This window comes from Acetobacter orleanensis (assembly GCF_001581005.1).
GTDB lineage: Bacteria > Pseudomonadota > Alphaproteobacteria > Acetobacterales > Acetobacteraceae > Acetobacter > Acetobacter orleanensis.
Genome location: NZ_LHZV01000049.1, coordinates 39323 through 53662, shown reverse-complemented (window position 1 = coordinate 53662; position 14340 = coordinate 39323). Strand labels below are relative to the sequence as shown.

Genomic DNA, 14340 nt, shown 5'->3' with positions numbered 1-14340 from the left:
GTCAGGGTGAGGGGGGCTGTGTGGGTGAGGATCAGGAAAAACGGGTCATACACCGTCAAACGTCGGTTGAAGTCCCCCATGATTACAAAAGCTTCGTGCGCTGCGGCCCGTGCGCTGATCCAGTCTTCCAATACGCCAAACTGCTGGAGGAGTGTTGGGCAGCTATGCTGTCTTTCAGAGACCGGATTGTCCCAGCAGCCGGTTTTGAGGTGCAGCACCAGAATACGCAGCGGGATTGCGCCGATTTCAACTGTGACATCCAAGCCACGGCGCAGTTGGTGTTCGGCAGTGGGCGGAGCGACATCCAGAGCGGTTACATCAGGGTTTTGATGCACTTTTAAAGTGCGGCGTACTGCCAGAGCCGGATGTTGGAGAAGGGCATCTTTTGTGATGAAAATCTGGTAGGCGCTGGCGGGAAAGATCTGTTCCGCCGTGGCGGGAGAGTCAACTTCCTGTAGTCCGATAATGTCTGCATCAAGATGCTGGGCGTAAGATGCAAGTTTTTCAAAATCGGCAGCCGTGCGGCGGGGGCGGTCAGGGGGTGCGGTCGCGGTAAGTGGCCCGTTCTCTGCCATCAACCAGTCCATGTTCCATGTCGCTAGCTTGAGCGTGTGCGGTGGAGCGGCGGTTGGCGTTTCTTGTCCATCTCTCAAACCAGCAAAAGCAGAGGGAGCGCATGTACTGCACAGCGCGGTTGCGAGGCACACTGCTGCGCCGATGCGTGGCAGGTATTTTGACAAACGCTTCACAAACACAAAAACCGGCGAGGCTTGCGCTCCGCCGGTCTTGATGTGCATGGAAAGCAAACTGTTCCGCCTTTTAGGCGGGCACGGCTTCTAGTTGGGCAATGGCATCCGAAATGCTGCATGTTTTACGGGTCTGTTCATCAAGAATGGTGATTTCACCTGTTCCGATGTCATAAAACCAGCCCTGCAGGAACAGCGTGCCGCGCGCCATGCCAGCCACTACGGACGGATGCGTCTTAAGGTGGGAAAGCTGCAACAGTACGTTCTGTTCAGACAGTGTGCGGACGTTGGCCGGGCCAGCATCTTCCGCTTTCAGGTCACCCAGTGCTGCACGGGCCGCCTCCGCATTACGCAGCCATTTGCGGACCGTGGGCATCTTGTCCAGCCCGCTTTTCTCCGGGGCCAGCAGAGCTTTCATGGCGCCGCAATCGGAATGGCCGCACACGATAATGGCGGAAACGCCCAGCCCGGCAACGGCGTATTCCACAGCGGACGACACACCACCCAGCATTTCGCCATAGGCCGGAACAATGTTGCCAATGTTGCGCAGAATGAACAGATCACCCGGTTCTGTCTGGGTAATCAGGCTCGGGTTAATGCGGCTGTCTGCACAGGCAATGAACAGCGCGTTGGGGGACTGACCATCTGCCAGCGTGGCAAAAAGGTTCTGCTTGGCCGGGAAAACCTCAGTATTGAAGTGTTCAACGCCACGCAGCAGCGAAAGGAGGCTGTCTCGGGCTTCAGAACAAGTAGGCATAGGCTTCTCCAGAAAAAACTCAGGTGGGTGCAGGATTCGGTCCTGACCAAGACCTTACGCGCTGCACATTAGAGTTGATTGAAACGCATGGCATCGGCTTTTTTTCCCTGACTCTGAATTTTTTTTTAAAGAAACTCAGAGTGGCAGGATATTCAGCCAAAAAAATACCCCTGCCACTCAGCCGGGAAAACCGGAAGTATTGGTCAGGGGATATTTTTATCAGGCATGTTAGAGGCCGTGTTGAGCGTACGGCCACGTAGAGAGCAGGTGTCTTAAAGGATATCATCCTCGTCCAGATCAGGCTCGCTCATCTGGTCCGCCGGGTGGCGAATGGGGGCGGGGTTGCCTGTGCCTGTGCGGGGGCGCTGCGTTTCTGCCTGCTGGCGACGGGTGAAGTTGCTGGCGATGGTTGCCAGTTCCATGAAGTTGTCGGCCTGACGGCGTAGGTCATCGCCAATCAACGGCGGGGAGGAGCGCATGGAGGACACAACGGACACACGGGTGCCCTGACGCTGCACGGCTTCCACCACGCGGCGGAAGTCGGAATCACCCGTAAAGAGAATGGCGTGGTCGATATGCGGCGCCATTTCCATCATATCCACGGCAATTTCGATTTCCATATTGCCTTTTACGCGGCGTTTGCCGGTGGAGTCGGTAAATTCGCGGGCCGGTTTGGTCACCAGAAAATAACCGTTATAGGAGAGCCAGTCCGTCAGCGGTTTGAGGGGGGAATAATCTTCCGTGTCGAGAATAGCGGCGTAATAATAGGCGCGGATGATGTGCGTTTTGGATGTGAAGAAGTCTAGCAGCTTTTTATAGTCAACATCAAAGCCCAGACCGCGGGAGGTAGAGTAAAGGCTTGAACCGTCAATAAAGAGGCAAGTCCTTTCTTCTTTTTTGAGATTCATTCGGTTTTTCCTCTAAATGATACGAATTATTGTGTGCAATATGGATTAAAAAATCTATCGCGTTCAGGGGTTTAGGTATAATCTTAGTGGATTATACCTGCGTTCAGAAAAAAAGATACATTAGCAATGGTAAATAAATCAGGTCTGACACAACGCTTTGTGGGGGCACCAACCGTCCTTATCGCGATAGGGGCAAACCTACCTTACGCTGGGCAGGCAGCGCGTGAGACATGCCGGGATGTTGTCGCTGCACTGCGGAATGTGCCGGGGCTGGATATAGAGGCCGTTTCCTCTTGGTATGAAAGTGCTCCTGTGCCACCGTCCGGGCAGCCTCCTTATATTAATGGTATGGTTCGGGCGCGCACATGGATTGAGCCTATGGCTCTCCTTGAGGCGTTACAGGCTATAGAAACGCAATTTGGACGTGAGCGTTCCATTCCGAACGCAGCCCGCACGCTTGACCTTGATATTATCACGTTTGGAAACCTGTGTCAGACTGATTCGCAACTCACCCTTCCGCATCCTCGCGCGGATGAGCGGGCTTTTGTCCTGCTTCCGTTGCAGGACGTGGCTCCGCAGTGGGTCCATCCTGTAAGTGGTAGGACGTTGGCTGAACTGCTGCCGGATGTTGCAGGGCAGGAAATCCGCCGGATTCAGGAATAAGCACTTCCTTGGATTGAGGCGATGCGTTACAAGGTCCCTTCTTTATTTTTAGCTGAATTGTCTGGAGGCTCTTCGTAATGGCACGAGTCACTGTCGAAGACTGCGTTGAGAAAGTCCCGAACCGCTTTGAGCTGGTGTTGTATGCGGCGCAGCGCGCCCGTAACATCTCTCGTGGAGAAGAGCTTACCATTGACCGGGATAATGACAAGAATCCCGTTGTCGCCCTGCGCGAAATTGCGGATGAAACTGTCAAGCTGCCTGAACTGCGCAATGACCTGATCCGCTCTCAGGCGCGCGAGCCCGAGCCCGAGCCTGTGGATGAAGAAGTGCAGGATCTGGTTCCGACGGAACAGAATATCTTCGGCCTTCAGGAAGTGTCTCCTGAAGAAGAAGCCTCTGACGATGCCGGTGCGATTGAAGCGGCCCTGAGTGGGCGTGCGCGGCGGTAAGAGCGTGTGACGCAGGCAGGAGGCGATAACAGGACCGGAGCTTTGGTGTCTGAAGTAGACGCTCCGGCTGGTTCACCACTTCTGCCTGTTGCAACGGGGGGTAATGCGCCCGTTCTGGTTGCCCCGGAACTGCCCGGACGGGGTGATGTTACGTGTGATCGGCTGGTTAATATTGTGCGCGGTTACGCGCCCAATGCCGATGTGGAAATTATTCGTCGCGCGTTTGACGTGGCGAAAAAGGCCCATGAAGGCCAACTCCGTGATAATGGTGACCCCTATATAACGCATCCGCTGGCGGTTGCGATGATTCTGGCTGGTTTCCGGCTGGATGTGCCCTCCATTCTTACGGCCCTGCTGCACGATACCATTGAAGATACCGGCGTAACGCAGGAGGACCTGCGGGCGCAGTTTGGTCCGACAGTGGCGGATCTGGTCGATGGCGTTACCAAACTGACGCGGCTGGAGCTTCAGTCAGACCGGACCAAGCAGGCCGAAAATTTCCGCAAACTCGTGCTGGCGATGTCCAAGGACATCCGCGTTCTGCTGGTTAAGCTGGCGGACCGTCTCCACAATATGCGCACACTGCATTTTGTGGAGCGCGTGGACCGCCGCCAGCGCATTGCGCGGGAAACACTCGATATCTATGCCCCCCTTGCCGAACGTATCGGTATGGACCGGGTCAAGACAGAGTTGCAGAACCTGTCCTTCGCGCAGCTTGAGCCGGAAGCGGATGCCACCATTCGCGCGCGCCTGAATTACCTGCGCGGGCAGGGTGCTGATGTGATTGAAGAGGTGCGGCGGGAATTGCTGCGCCTGTGTGAAGAGGCCGGGCTAAAAAACGTCCATGTCTCCGGGCGGGAAAAATCACCTTATTCCATCTGGGAGAAGATGCAGCGCCGGAATGTGGCGTTTGAGCAGCTTTCCGACATCATGGCGTTCCGTGTGGTGGTGGATACGCGTGAGGATTGCTACATGGCGCTTGGCGCTGTGCATGCGGCCTATCCGGTTATTGCCGGACGCTTCAAGGACTATATCTCCACCCCCAAGGCCAACGGATACCAGAGCCTACATACCGGGGTGACGCTGCGTTCGCCGCGCAACCAGAAAATTGAGGTGCAGATCCGTACCGAAGCCATGCACGACATTGCCGAAAACGGCGTGGCGGCGCACTGGGCGTATAAGGAAGGCGAGGAAGAGGCTGGGGGCGGCATTGCCGGTTTCCGTCGTCCGCGCTGGGTGCAGGATCTGCTGGAAATTCTGGAGGCGTCCTCCGCGCCGGATGAGTTTCTGGAAAACACCAAGCTTGAACTCTATCAGGATCAGGTTTTCTGCTTCTCGCCTAAAGGCCAGTTGATCTCGCTCCCGCGTGGGGCGACGGCGGTTGATTTTGCCTATGCGGTGCATAGCCAGATTGGGGATTCCTGCGTCGGGGCCAAAATCAATGGTCGCCTGATGCCGCTGCGGCACGAGTTGCAGAACGGGGATCAGGTCGAGATCATGACCGCACGCGGGGGCGCGCCGTCTCCCTCGTGGGAGCGGTTTGTCGTCACTGGTAAGGCGCGGGCTCGTATCCGCCGTTACGTGGCGGCCCAGCAGCGCCAGACTTATCTGGATAGCGGGCGTGCCGCGCTGGCCAAGGCCTTCCGTCAGGAAGGGGTCGATGGGTCCGAAAAAATTATTGAAACCACACTCAAGGCGCTGAAGCAGAGCTCGCTTCAGGATCTGTATGTGGCGGTGGGGAACAACAATCTCGGAGCGCGGGATGTTGTGCATGCGGCCTACCCGGAACTGCGCCGCGCTACACGCGCGCCGCGCATGGTGGCAGGGCTGCCCGGTGTTCTGGGCACGGCCGGGCCGCGTCCACGGGCGACAAGTGGGGCAGGCAGTGGGCGTTCTGGCGGGGCAATTCCGCTGGTCGGGCTAGGCCCCGGCGTGGCCGTGCATTTTGCCGCCTGTTGCCATGCTCTGCCGGGGGATAGGATTGTAGGCGTGGTCGCAACCGGCAAGGGCGTGACCATTCACACCCGTAATTGTCCGACGCTGGAAAGCTTTGCCGCCACACCGGAGCGTTTTCTGGATGTGGACTGGGATTATGATGCCATGGCCCGCTCTGGCAGCGGCGAACTGCGGGTCGGGCGGATTACCATTGTAGCGGAAAATGAATCCGCCGTGCTGGCGGCCATTACCAACACGGTCTCCAAAGCAGATGCCTCTGTCGTGAACTTGAAAATTGTGCATCGGCAGCTTGATTTCATGGAAATCCTTGTGGATGTGGAGGTGCGGGACCTGCGGCATCTCTCCTCCGTTATTGCAGCACTCCGGGTCGTGCAGGGTATTTCTCAGGCAGACAGGGCGCGGGCGTGAGTGTAATTGCTGCCGGGGTGGATCTGTGTGACATGCGCCGGATTGAGCGTGTGATGGAGCAGTTTGGGGAGCGTTTCCTCGATCGGGTTTTCACCGAGACGGAACGCGCGCGCGCGGACCGGCGGCATGGTCAGGCCCGTATTGGCGCATACGCCAAGCGCTGGGCGGCTAAAGAGGCCTGCGCCAAAGCACTCGGCACGGGGTTTGCGCAAGGCGTGGCGCAGAGCCAGATTGGGGTGGAAAATCTGCCGTCTGGCCAGCCGACGCTGGTGCTGACAGGGGCTGCTCTGCTGCGGTTGCAGCAGATAATGCCCGCCGGGCAGGTGCCGCATCTGGTTCTGAGCATGACGGATGAGCATCCCTATGCTTTTGCCGAGGTCCTTATCTCAGGGCACCCGGCTTGACATCGGGCAGGGTGCGCGGCTTGATCCCGCCGATTTCCCTTTTCTTTCCTAACGACGCAGACAGGCGGTGCAGGACATGACCAACCCGAACCAGACTCCCACAGCATCAGGCGCAGGGGAGCCGGCAACGCTCGGGCAGCTCGTGCTGGATTACGCCAGAACCATCATCGGGGTGGTGCTGGTCGTCACACTGTTCCGCACCTTTCTGTTTGAAAGCTTTGTTATTCCGTCTGGCTCCATGATCCCGACCCTTCAGGTGGGGGATTACATCATGGTGTCCAAATATAGTTACGGTTACTCCCGCTTTTCCTTCCCGTTCTCGCCCAACCTGTTTCAGGGGCGTATCTTGGGCGCGGAGCCGCATCGGGGTGATGTTGCTGTATTCCGCTTTACCAAGGATACATCGGTTGATTACGTCAAACGGATTATCGGCCTGCCGGGTGACCATATCCGCGTAACGGAAGGGCACTTGTATCTGAACAACCAGCTAGTGCCCTGCCTTGCGCCGCATCCGTACACGGCCATGGATGAATCCCGCGTGCCGATGGAAGGGGAGGCGTGTGATGAGCAGCTTCCCGCCAGTGGCGGCAATGGCGTTGTGGCGCATCAGGTGCTGAAGCTGATGGATGATGGCGCCCAGAACAACACGCCGGATTACGTTGTGCCGCCGGGTTACTTCTTCGCCATGGGCGATAACCGGGATGATAGCGCGGACAGCCGCTTTATGGGTGATGGCCCGAAAGACCTTGGTTTTGTACCGATGGAAAATCTGGTGGGTCATGCGCAGCGGGTGTTCTTCTCCGTAGAATCCGCGCATCCGTTCTGGCAGGTGTGGTACTGGCCCACGGAAATTCGCTGGGCGCGGATTTTTCGGAGTATCACGTGAAACGCCCCGCAGTTTTTGCCGGAGAGGCTGCTGCCGTAACGGCTTTACAGGGGCGGCTTGGGTATCAGTTCGCCAATCCTGCTCTGCTGCATGAGGCGCTGACGCATCGTTCCGCTGCGCATCAGAACGCGGGAGGGCGGCGGCGTCCACAAAAGGCGCGGGGCATGGGCTCCAATGAACGTCTTGAGTTTATCGGGGATCGTGTGCTCGGCCTGCTGATGGCCGAATGGTTGCTGGAACGTTATCCGGCGGAGCAGGAAGGGGCACTTGGCTCCCGTCTGGCGCATCTGGTTTCCCGCGTGACATTGGCTGAAATTGCTGAACGGATTGATCTACCCGCCAGTCTGGCTGTTGCGACGCATGAGGCGCGCGTTGGGGTGCAAAGCACGGCCAATGTGGTGGCCGATGCGCTGGAAGCCGTGCTGGGCGCGATTTTTCTGGATGGTGGGCTAGACCCGGCCCGGACTATTGTGCGCACGGCATGGAAGCCGATGCTAGATGCACAGGCCCGCCCGCCCAAAGACCCTAAGACAGCCTTGCAGGAATGGGTTTTGGGGCGCGGGCAGAGCCTGCCTGTTTATGAAACAATCGGGGCTGATGGTCCCTCCCACGCGCCCTTGTTTGTGGTGCAGGTGACCGCTGGTGGCCGGAGTGGAGAAGGGCGGGCCGGGAATAAACGGGCTGCCGAAAGTGCCGCAGCAGCGGATCTGCTTGAACAACTTGGAGGCCCGAACCATGGGTGAGACAACACGCTGCGGGTTTGCCGCTCTGGTGGGGGCGCCAAACGCCGGAAAATCCACACTGCTGAACAAGATGGCGGGGGCAAAGCTCTCCATTGTCAGCCCCAAGGCGCAGACAACCCGCGCGCGCGTGCTGGGGATTTTGATGCGTGGTTCCACGCAGATTTTGCTGGTGGATACCCCCGGTATTTTCCAGCCACGCCGGATGCTGGATCGTGCCATGGTGGCGGCGGCGTGGAGTGGCGCGGAAGATGCGGACATCACGCTGCTACTGGTGGATGCGCGCTCCGGCCTGACGGATGCTGTGACCAGTATTATTGACCGTCTGGCCAGCACAGGTCGCGCGGTCTGGCTGGTGCTGAACAAGACCGATCTTGTTTCCCCGGAGCGGCTCCTGCCGTTGACAAAGGAGATTACGCAGAAGCTGACGGTCGAGCATGTCTTTATGGTTAGCGCCAAATCTGGCAGCGGGGTGGAAGATCTGCTGAACCGTCTGGCGGCAAGCCTGCCGGAAGGCCCGTATCTCTATCCGGAAGACGACCTGACGGATCTGCCCGACCGTCTGCTGGCGGCCGAATTGGTGCGCGAGCAGATTTTCCTACAAACACATGAGGAAGTGCCGTACGGCGCAACGGTTGAGACAGAAAGCTATAAAGAACGCCCGGATGGCTCCGTGCGGATTGACGCGACCATTTATGTGGGCCGCGCAGGGCATAAGGCGATTCTGATTGGCGAGCGCGGGCAGAAAATCCGCCAGATTGGCGAACGCGCCCGCAAGCAGCTTTCCGGCCTGCTGGAACGCCCCTGCCACCTGTTTCTGAATGTAAAAGAACGGTCTGGTTGGGATGAGGAGCGCGCGCGCCTGCGCGCTATTGGTCTGGATGATGTGCCATAAGGCGGCTCTGGCCGCTTGTGGCCGCGCCGCATGAAGGATAAGAGAAGGGCGACTTGCCCTGCCCCCTCCCGGAGGCAGGGCGTTTTTCAGACGATCTGCGTGATTGAGGGCCAATGACTGCTTCCACTGGCGAGATGCCACCCCGTAAACGCGTATTGCTCAAAGTTTCCGGCGAGGCCCTGATGGGCACAGGCGCTTATGGCGTCGATCAGCAGACGGTTGAGCGTATTGCCGCTGATGTTGCCGAGGTTGTGCGCAGCGGATGGGAAGTCTGCCTTGTTGTGGGCGGTGGCAATATCTTCCGGGGTCTGGCCGCAGCCGCCAAAGGAATGGACCGCGCACAGGGTGACTATGCCGGAATGCTGGCCACCGTGATTAACGCGCTGCTTCTGCAGAACGCGCTGGAGCGCGAGCAGTTGCCGACACGGGTGATGTCCGCCATTGCCATGTCCTCCATTGCGGAACCCTATATCCGTCGCCGCGCCGTGCGGCATATGGAAAAAGGCCGCGTGGTGATTTTTGCCGCAGGCACGGGCAACCCCTTCTTCACGACCGATACTGCCGCGGCCCTGCGCGCTGCGGAAATGGAATGTGACGTGTTGCTGAAAGGTACACAGGTGGACGGCGTTTATTCCGCTGACCCCAAGCATGACCCGTCTGCCGTGCGGTATGAAGAGCTGACCTATATGGATGTGCTCTCCAACCAGCTGAGCGTGATGGATGCCGCAGCCATTAGTCTGGCGCGTGAAAATCGTCTGCCGATTGTTGTGTTCAATATTGGCGAGCCGGGGTCCTTCCCGCGTGTGATGCGTGGAGAGGGTCCGTTTACGCGGATTATTGAAACCGCGTAAAATCGGCCGGAAAGTCCTGTCTGGCGTATCATTGTGCTGGACGCTGTTGTTGAGAGTGATAAGGCGGGCCAGCGTGCCCGTCCGGGAAACGGGAGAGAGACCGTGTCTGATCTGAATGCCCTTCTGGATGACCTAACGCGCCGCATGGATGGCGCTCTGGAAAGTCTGCGTCGTGACTTTGCCGGTCTGCGGTCTGGCCGCGCCAGCCCGGCCCTGCTGGAGCCGGTGCGGGTGGAAGCCTACGGTGGTGAAGTGCCGCTGACACAGGTTGGCTCCATCGCGGTGCCGGAAGCGCGGATGATTACCGTGCAGGTGTGGGACCGTGTGCTGGTGGGGGCTGTTGAGCGCGCCATTCGGGATGCCGGTCTGGGCCTGAACCCGGCCTCTGATGGCCAGTTGATCCGCGTGCCGATCCCGCAGTTGACGGAAGAACGCCGCCATGAACTGGCCAAGGCGGCTGCCCGCTATGCGGAAGGCGCCAAGATTGCCGCCCGTGGCGTGCGCCGTGATGGCATGGATAAAGCCAAGGCGTTTGAGAAAAAAGGTGACATCAGTCAGGATGACGTCAAGACGTGGTCTGATGCCATCCAGAAACTCACCGACCAGTATGTGAAAAAAATTGATGACATGCTGGCTGACAAAGACCGCGAGATTAAGCAGGTCTGACGCGCGTGGCGTCGGGATTCCTCTCTCTGGCCCGTGGTGGTGAAGCCGTGTCGACAAAATCCTCCGGGACCATAGACAGGAAGCCTGTCGTCCCTACGCATGTTGCGGTCATTATGGACGGCAACGGGCGCTGGGCGCTGGAGAGAGGTCTGCCGCGCCTTGCAGGGCATAAAGCGGGGGCGGAAGCCGTCTCCCGCTGCCTGCGTGCCGCCATGAACCGTGGCGTGACGTATCTGACGCTGTATGCGTTTTCTTCCGAAAACTGGTCCCGTGAGCCTGCGGAAGTGGCGGATCTGACCAGCCTGCTGCGCTATTATCTACGGCACAAGGTGGCGGAGTTGCACCGCGAGGGTGTGCGTATCCGCTTTATTGGAGATCTCGCGCGGTTTGACGCCAGTCTGCGGGAAGAGCTCGCGCGTGCGGAAGCCCTGACAAAAGAGAACGGGCGTCTGACCCTGTTGTTAGCCCTGTCTTATGGCGGACGTGGGGATATTGTGCAGGCCGCGCGTCGGCTGGCGCAGTCCGTGCAGCAGGGCGACCTGAAGCCCGAACAGATTGATGAAACCCTGTTTGCGGATAAATTATGGACCGCTGGTGTGCCAGACCCGGATGTGGTGGTGCGGACCAGCGGCGAGTTCCGTCTCTCCAACTTTCTGTTGTGGCAGAGTGCTTACGCGGAACTCGTTTTTCTCGATATTTTCTGGCCCGACTTCAATGAAGGGCATTTTGCGACCGTGCTGGAAGCGTATGCCCGCCGGGAGCGCCGGTTTGGCACAAGGCCGTCTGCGTTATGACGCAGCCTGATACGTCTGCATGGAGAGACCTGCGCACCCGCCTGCTGTCCGCCTGTGTGCTGGTGCTGGTGGCCGGGCTGTGCATTGGTATGGGCGGTCTGCTTTATGATGCGCTGATTCTGGGTGTCATGGGCGGCATGGCAGCGGAGGCGGCTTTACTGTTCGGGCTTTCCCCCAAGTCATGGCGGGGCAGTGTGTATGTGCTGTGGGCTATAGGGGCAGGTCTTGCGGCCGTGACAGGCCGATGGGATGCGTTCCCGGTGTTCTGTCTGGCGTCCATCGTGTTCGGGGCGCAGTTGTGCGCGGTTATGTGCGTTATTGTCTTTGCTGGCACGGCGCTGGTCTGGCTGCGGTTGGAGAGCGTGTGGCCGGTGTTGTTTGTGGTGGCCGTTGTAGTGGCGAGTGACAGTACGGCCTATCTGACAGGCCGGTTGTTTGGCGGCCCAAAGCTGGCTCCGCGTATTTCTCCGGGAAAAACATGGTCTGGTTCCGTGGGCGGTCTTGTGGGCGCTGTGCTGTGCGGTTGCCTGATAGCGGCTCTCTCCGGGCTGGGTGGTGTGGCCACGGCGGCGTTCTGGGGTGCTGTGCTGGGCGTTGTGGCGCAGGCGGGTGATCTGGCGGAAAGTGCCATGAAGCGCGCGCTGGGCGTTAAGGATTCCGGCACTCTGCTGCCCGGTCATGGCGGCTTACTGGATCGGTTTGACGGTCTGGTGGTCGCGGCTCCGGCGGCGGCGTTGGTGTCTTTATGCGTGGCGGCTCCGGCTCCGTTCTGGGTGGCCGGTGCCCACGCTGTTTTTGCTTTTCTGGCAGGAAAAATGCCGGGGTGAGTCTCAACAGGCGGTATGGCCCTGTGGGGGCGCTCCGCCTTTGTCTGGTTTGGAAGAAAGCGCATGAGAACCGTTACCGTTCTGGGAAGCACAGGCAGCATTGGCTGTTCAACCGTGGATCTGCTGGAGCAGGCGCGTGACCAGTTCCGAGTGCGGGCACTGGTGGGCGGTAGCAACGCGGCCAAACTGGCTGAGCAGGCAAAAAGCCTGAACGCCGAACTGGCTGTTGTCGCGGATGAAAAAGCGTTTGAAGAACTGCGCACGTTGCTGGCAGGTAGCGGAACCGAGGTTGCCTGTGGGCGTGAAGCCGTGATTGCGGCGGCGGCCCTGCCAGCGGACTGGACCATGGCGGCCATTACGGGTGCTGCCGGGCTAGAGCCCACGCTGGCGGCGGTCAAAAATGGTAAGTCCATCGCGCTGGCCAACAAGGAAGCGCTGGTGTGCGCGGGGGATGTCATGCTCCGCGCCGTGGCGGACGCCGGGGCCACGCTTCTGCCGGTGGATTCCGAGCATAATGCCGTGGCACAAGCTATGGCGGATAAGCAGGCGGATCAGGTTGCTAAAATCATCCTGACAGCATCCGGTGGCCCCTTCCGCAAATCTTCTCTGGAAGAGATGGAAGCCGCAACACCCGCGCAGGCGTTGAAGCACCCAACATGGAGCATGGGCGCGAAAATCAGCATCGATTCTGCGACCATGTTCAATAAAGGGTTGGAAGTGATTGAGGCCGCCCGCATTTTCGGCCTGACGGAAGACCGGATTGACGTGCTGGTGCATCCGCAGTCCGTTGTGCATGGGCTGGTGCAGTACACGGATGGCAGCCTGATTGCGCAGATGGGCTCTGCCGACATGCGTATCCCCATTGCTCATACGCTGGCTTGGCCGAAGCGGATGAGCACAACGTCAAGCCATCTGGATCTGGCCGCGTTTGCCACGCTGGAATTCAGTGCGCCGGACATGGTGCGGTTCCCGGCCCTGCGTCTGGCGCGTGAAGCTCTGCGGAATGGCGGCGCTGCTCCGGCCATTCTGTCTGCTGCCAATGAAATTGCGGTGGAAGCCTTCTTGAAAGAACAGATCGGCTTTCTCGATATTGCCCGTGTGGTTGAGCAGACCATGACGGCTCTTGGCGCGCCTCCGGCCGATACGCTGGAGGCCGTGCTGCATTGGGATGCCGAGGCCCGTAAGAGTGCCCGTGGCCATACTCTTGCCCTGTCTGCTTGAGAAAAAGGCTCCCTGAGCCAATATCCGGATGATCATGATACACGAATACCTCCGTACACTCCTCTCCTTCGCCTTTGTGCTTGGCGTGCTCGTGACTATTCACGAGCTGGGCCACTATCTGGCCGCGCGCTGGCGGGGGGTGCATGTGGAAGTGTTCTCTCTGGGCTTTGGTCCGGCCTTGTTCCGCTGGCATGACCGCAGCGGAACTGAATGGCGCATCTGCCCCATTCCGCTGGGTGGGTACGTTCGGCCCCATGGGTTTGAAGACCCGGAAGATGCGACGGAAGAGCAGAAAGCTGCGTGGATTCCGGGGCGGACGTTTCATGATAAATCTGTCCTGTCCCGGGCGATTGTGATTGTCGCCGGGCCTGTGTTCAACTTCTTGCTCGCCATTCTCCTGTTCACCATCATTTTCGCGTCTGCTGGGCAGCCTTCCGTGCGTAACGAGATTGCGTCTGTCCTGCCGGACGGCCCGGCGGCGGTGGCTGGTGTGCAGCCGGGAGATGTTATCCGCAGAATCGGCACCCATCAGGTGACGGACGCGCAGGACGTTCAGGCGACTGTGCAGGGAGAAGCCGGGGTCAAAACCACGCTGACGGTCCGTCGGGCCGGGCAGGATGTGGACCTGCCAGTAACGATCGGGACGGCTACGGAGTCGTCCTCAACCACGCCGCATGGCCAGCTTGGCGTGATGTTTGCAACGGAGGCGGGCAAGCCGCTTTCCGTCCCCAACGCGGTCGTGGCCGGGGTGAAGGCAACGTGGACAACGTCCGTGCAGACGCTGGATGGTGTGTGGCAAATCCTGACGGGCCGCCACACAGCCAAGGATCTGGGCGGCCCGCTCAAGATCGCGCAGCTTTCCGGGCAGGTGGCGCAGTATGGTTTTGCCAGCCTGCTCTCGTTCATGGCTTTGCTTTCTGTCAATCTGGGGCTAATAAATCTGTTCCCGGTACCGCTTCTTGATGGCGGACGTCTGGTTTTTTATGCCATAGAAGCTGTAAGAGGGCGTCCGGTTTCAAAGAAGATTCAGGAAATCAGTTTTCAGGTTGGTTTCGCACTTCTTGCTGGTCTGTTCTTGTTTTCGACGTTTAATGATCTGTCTGGTTTCGGACTGTTTAAATGGATTGCATCGCTCGTAAGCTGAATTACAGCCGGGTTGGAACGGAAGA

General features: G+C 59.0%; 16 protein-coding genes. 13 read left to right on the top strand and 3 right to left on the bottom strand.

What is annotated here, in order from left to right:
- The 3 genes from AD949_RS03375 to AD949_RS03360 all read right to left on the bottom strand — a co-directional run.
- Positions 1-797: endonuclease/exonuclease/phosphatase family protein (locus AD949_RS03375; protein WP_061504625.1), on the bottom strand; the 797-nt coding region annotated here is incomplete at its 3' end.
- 22 nt (positions 798-819) lie between these two features.
- Complete coding sequence (locus AD949_RS03370; RefSeq protein WP_048835823.1) at positions 820-1503, bottom strand: carbonic anhydrase; 684 nt, start codon at positions 1501-1503, stop codon at positions 820-822.
- A 272-nt stretch (positions 1504-1775) separates the two neighbouring features.
- On the bottom strand, positions 1776-2411 hold the full coding sequence (locus AD949_RS03360; protein ID WP_048835821.1) for a LabA-like NYN domain-containing protein: 636 nt from the start codon (positions 2409-2411) through the stop codon (positions 1776-1778).
- Positions 2412-2537: 126 nt separating this feature from the next.
- Here AD949_RS03360 and folK point away from each other — a divergent pair, with 126 nt between their 5' ends.
- The 13 genes from folK to rseP all read left to right on the top strand — a co-directional run bounded on the left by folK (position 2538) and on the right by rseP (position 14315).
- Entirely contained in the window at positions 2538-3074 is a 537-nt protein-coding gene (gene folK / locus AD949_RS03355; protein WP_048835820.1) for a 2-amino-4-hydroxy-6-hydroxymethyldihydropteridine diphosphokinase, read from the top strand.
- Between the two features lie 77 nt (positions 3075-3151).
- Positions 3152-3523 carry a DNA-directed RNA polymerase subunit omega gene (gene rpoZ / locus AD949_RS03350; RefSeq protein ID WP_048835819.1) on the top strand — a complete coding sequence of 124 codons (372 nt, stop codon included), beginning with the start codon at positions 3152-3154 and terminating at the stop codon, positions 3521-3523.
- 45 nt (positions 3524-3568) lie between these two features.
- Positions 3569-5887: a RelA/SpoT family protein gene (locus AD949_RS03345; protein ID WP_371277363.1), complete on the top strand. Its 2319-nt coding sequence runs from the start codon at positions 3569-3571 to the stop codon at positions 5885-5887.
- Positions 5884-6291: a holo-ACP synthase gene (acpS, locus tag AD949_RS03340; RefSeq protein WP_048835818.1), complete on the top strand. Its 408-nt coding sequence runs from the start codon at positions 5884-5886 to the stop codon at positions 6289-6291. The genes AD949_RS03345 and acpS overlap by 4 nt, the downstream gene beginning before the upstream one ends.
- 76 nt (positions 6292-6367) lie before the next feature.
- Positions 6368-7177, top strand: a complete 810-nt coding sequence (gene lepB / locus AD949_RS03335; RefSeq protein WP_048835817.1) for a signal peptidase I — start codon at positions 6368-6370, stop codon at positions 7175-7177.
- A complete protein-coding gene (rnc, locus tag AD949_RS03330) occupies positions 7174-7920 on the top strand; it encodes a ribonuclease III (RefSeq protein ID WP_048835816.1) in 747 nt (248 codons plus the stop codon). The genes lepB and rnc overlap by 4 nt, the downstream gene beginning before the upstream one ends.
- Entirely contained in the window at positions 7913-8812 is a 900-nt protein-coding gene (gene era / locus AD949_RS03325; protein WP_048835815.1) for a GTPase Era, read from the top strand. Before rnc ends, era begins: the two co-directional genes overlap by 8 nt.
- 113 nt (positions 8813-8925) lie before the next feature.
- Positions 8926-9663, top strand: coding sequence for a UMP kinase (gene pyrH / locus AD949_RS03320; protein WP_048835814.1), 738 nt, complete (start codon positions 8926-8928; stop codon positions 9661-9663).
- A 144-nt stretch (positions 9664-9807) separates the two neighbouring features.
- Positions 9808-10329 carry a ribosome recycling factor gene (gene frr, locus AD949_RS03315; protein WP_048835898.1) on the top strand — a complete coding sequence of 174 codons (522 nt, stop codon included), beginning with the start codon at positions 9808-9810 and terminating at the stop codon, positions 10327-10329.
- Positions 10330-10442: 113 nt separating this feature from the next.
- Complete coding sequence (gene uppS / locus AD949_RS03310) at positions 10443-11123, top strand: polyprenyl diphosphate synthase (protein WP_209421656.1); 681 nt, start codon at positions 10443-10445, stop codon at positions 11121-11123.
- The gene (locus AD949_RS03305; RefSeq protein WP_048835813.1) at positions 11120-11950 is read left to right on the top strand and encodes a phosphatidate cytidylyltransferase; all 831 of its coding nucleotides are present in this window, start codon (positions 11120-11122) and stop codon (positions 11948-11950) included. Before uppS ends, AD949_RS03305 begins: the two co-directional genes overlap by 4 nt.
- A 63-nt stretch (positions 11951-12013) precedes the next feature.
- Positions 12014-13171 (top strand): 1-deoxy-D-xylulose-5-phosphate reductoisomerase, encoded by a 1158-nt coding sequence (gene dxr / locus AD949_RS03300; protein WP_048835896.1) that lies wholly within the window; start codon positions 12014-12016, stop codon positions 13169-13171.
- A 31-nt stretch (positions 13172-13202) separates the two neighbouring features.
- Complete coding sequence (gene rseP / locus AD949_RS03295; RefSeq protein ID WP_174766758.1) at positions 13203-14315, top strand: RIP metalloprotease RseP; 1113 nt, start codon at positions 13203-13205, stop codon at positions 14313-14315.
- Positions 14316-14340: the final 25 nt, after the last annotated feature.

Excerpts from the sequence above, each read along its gene's own strand:
- AD949_RS03370 (WP_048835823.1), bottom strand. The coding sequence starts at position 1,503 with ATGCCTACTTGTTCTGAAGCCCGAGACAGCCTCCTTTCGCTGCTGCGT.
- AD949_RS03360 (WP_048835821.1), bottom strand. The coding sequence starts at position 2,411 with ATGAATCTCAAAAAAGAAGAAAGGACTTGCCTCTTTATTGACGGTTCA.
- folK (WP_048835820.1), top strand. The coding sequence starts at position 2,538 with ATGGTAAATAAATCAGGTCTGACACAACGCTTTGTGGGGGCACCAACC.
- rpoZ (WP_048835819.1), top strand. The coding sequence starts at position 3,152 with ATGGCACGAGTCACTGTCGAAGACTGCGTTGAGAAAGTCCCGAACCGC.
- lepB (WP_048835817.1), top strand. The coding sequence starts at position 6,368 with ATGACCAACCCGAACCAGACTCCCACAGCATCAGGCGCAGGGGAGCCG.
- era (WP_048835815.1), top strand. The coding sequence starts at position 7,913 with ATGGGTGAGACAACACGCTGCGGGTTTGCCGCTCTGGTGGGGGCGCCA.
- pyrH (WP_048835814.1), top strand. The coding sequence starts at position 8,926 with ATGACTGCTTCCACTGGCGAGATGCCACCCCGTAAACGCGTATTGCTC.
- frr (WP_048835898.1), top strand. The coding sequence starts at position 9,808 with ATGGATGGCGCTCTGGAAAGTCTGCGTCGTGACTTTGCCGGTCTGCGG.
- uppS (WP_209421656.1), top strand. The coding sequence starts at position 10,443 with ATGGACGGCAACGGGCGCTGGGCGCTGGAGAGAGGTCTGCCGCGCCTT.
- AD949_RS03305 (WP_048835813.1), top strand. The coding sequence starts at position 11,120 with ATGACGCAGCCTGATACGTCTGCATGGAGAGACCTGCGCACCCGCCTG.
- dxr (WP_048835896.1), top strand. The coding sequence starts at position 12,014 with ATGAGAACCGTTACCGTTCTGGGAAGCACAGGCAGCATTGGCTGTTCA.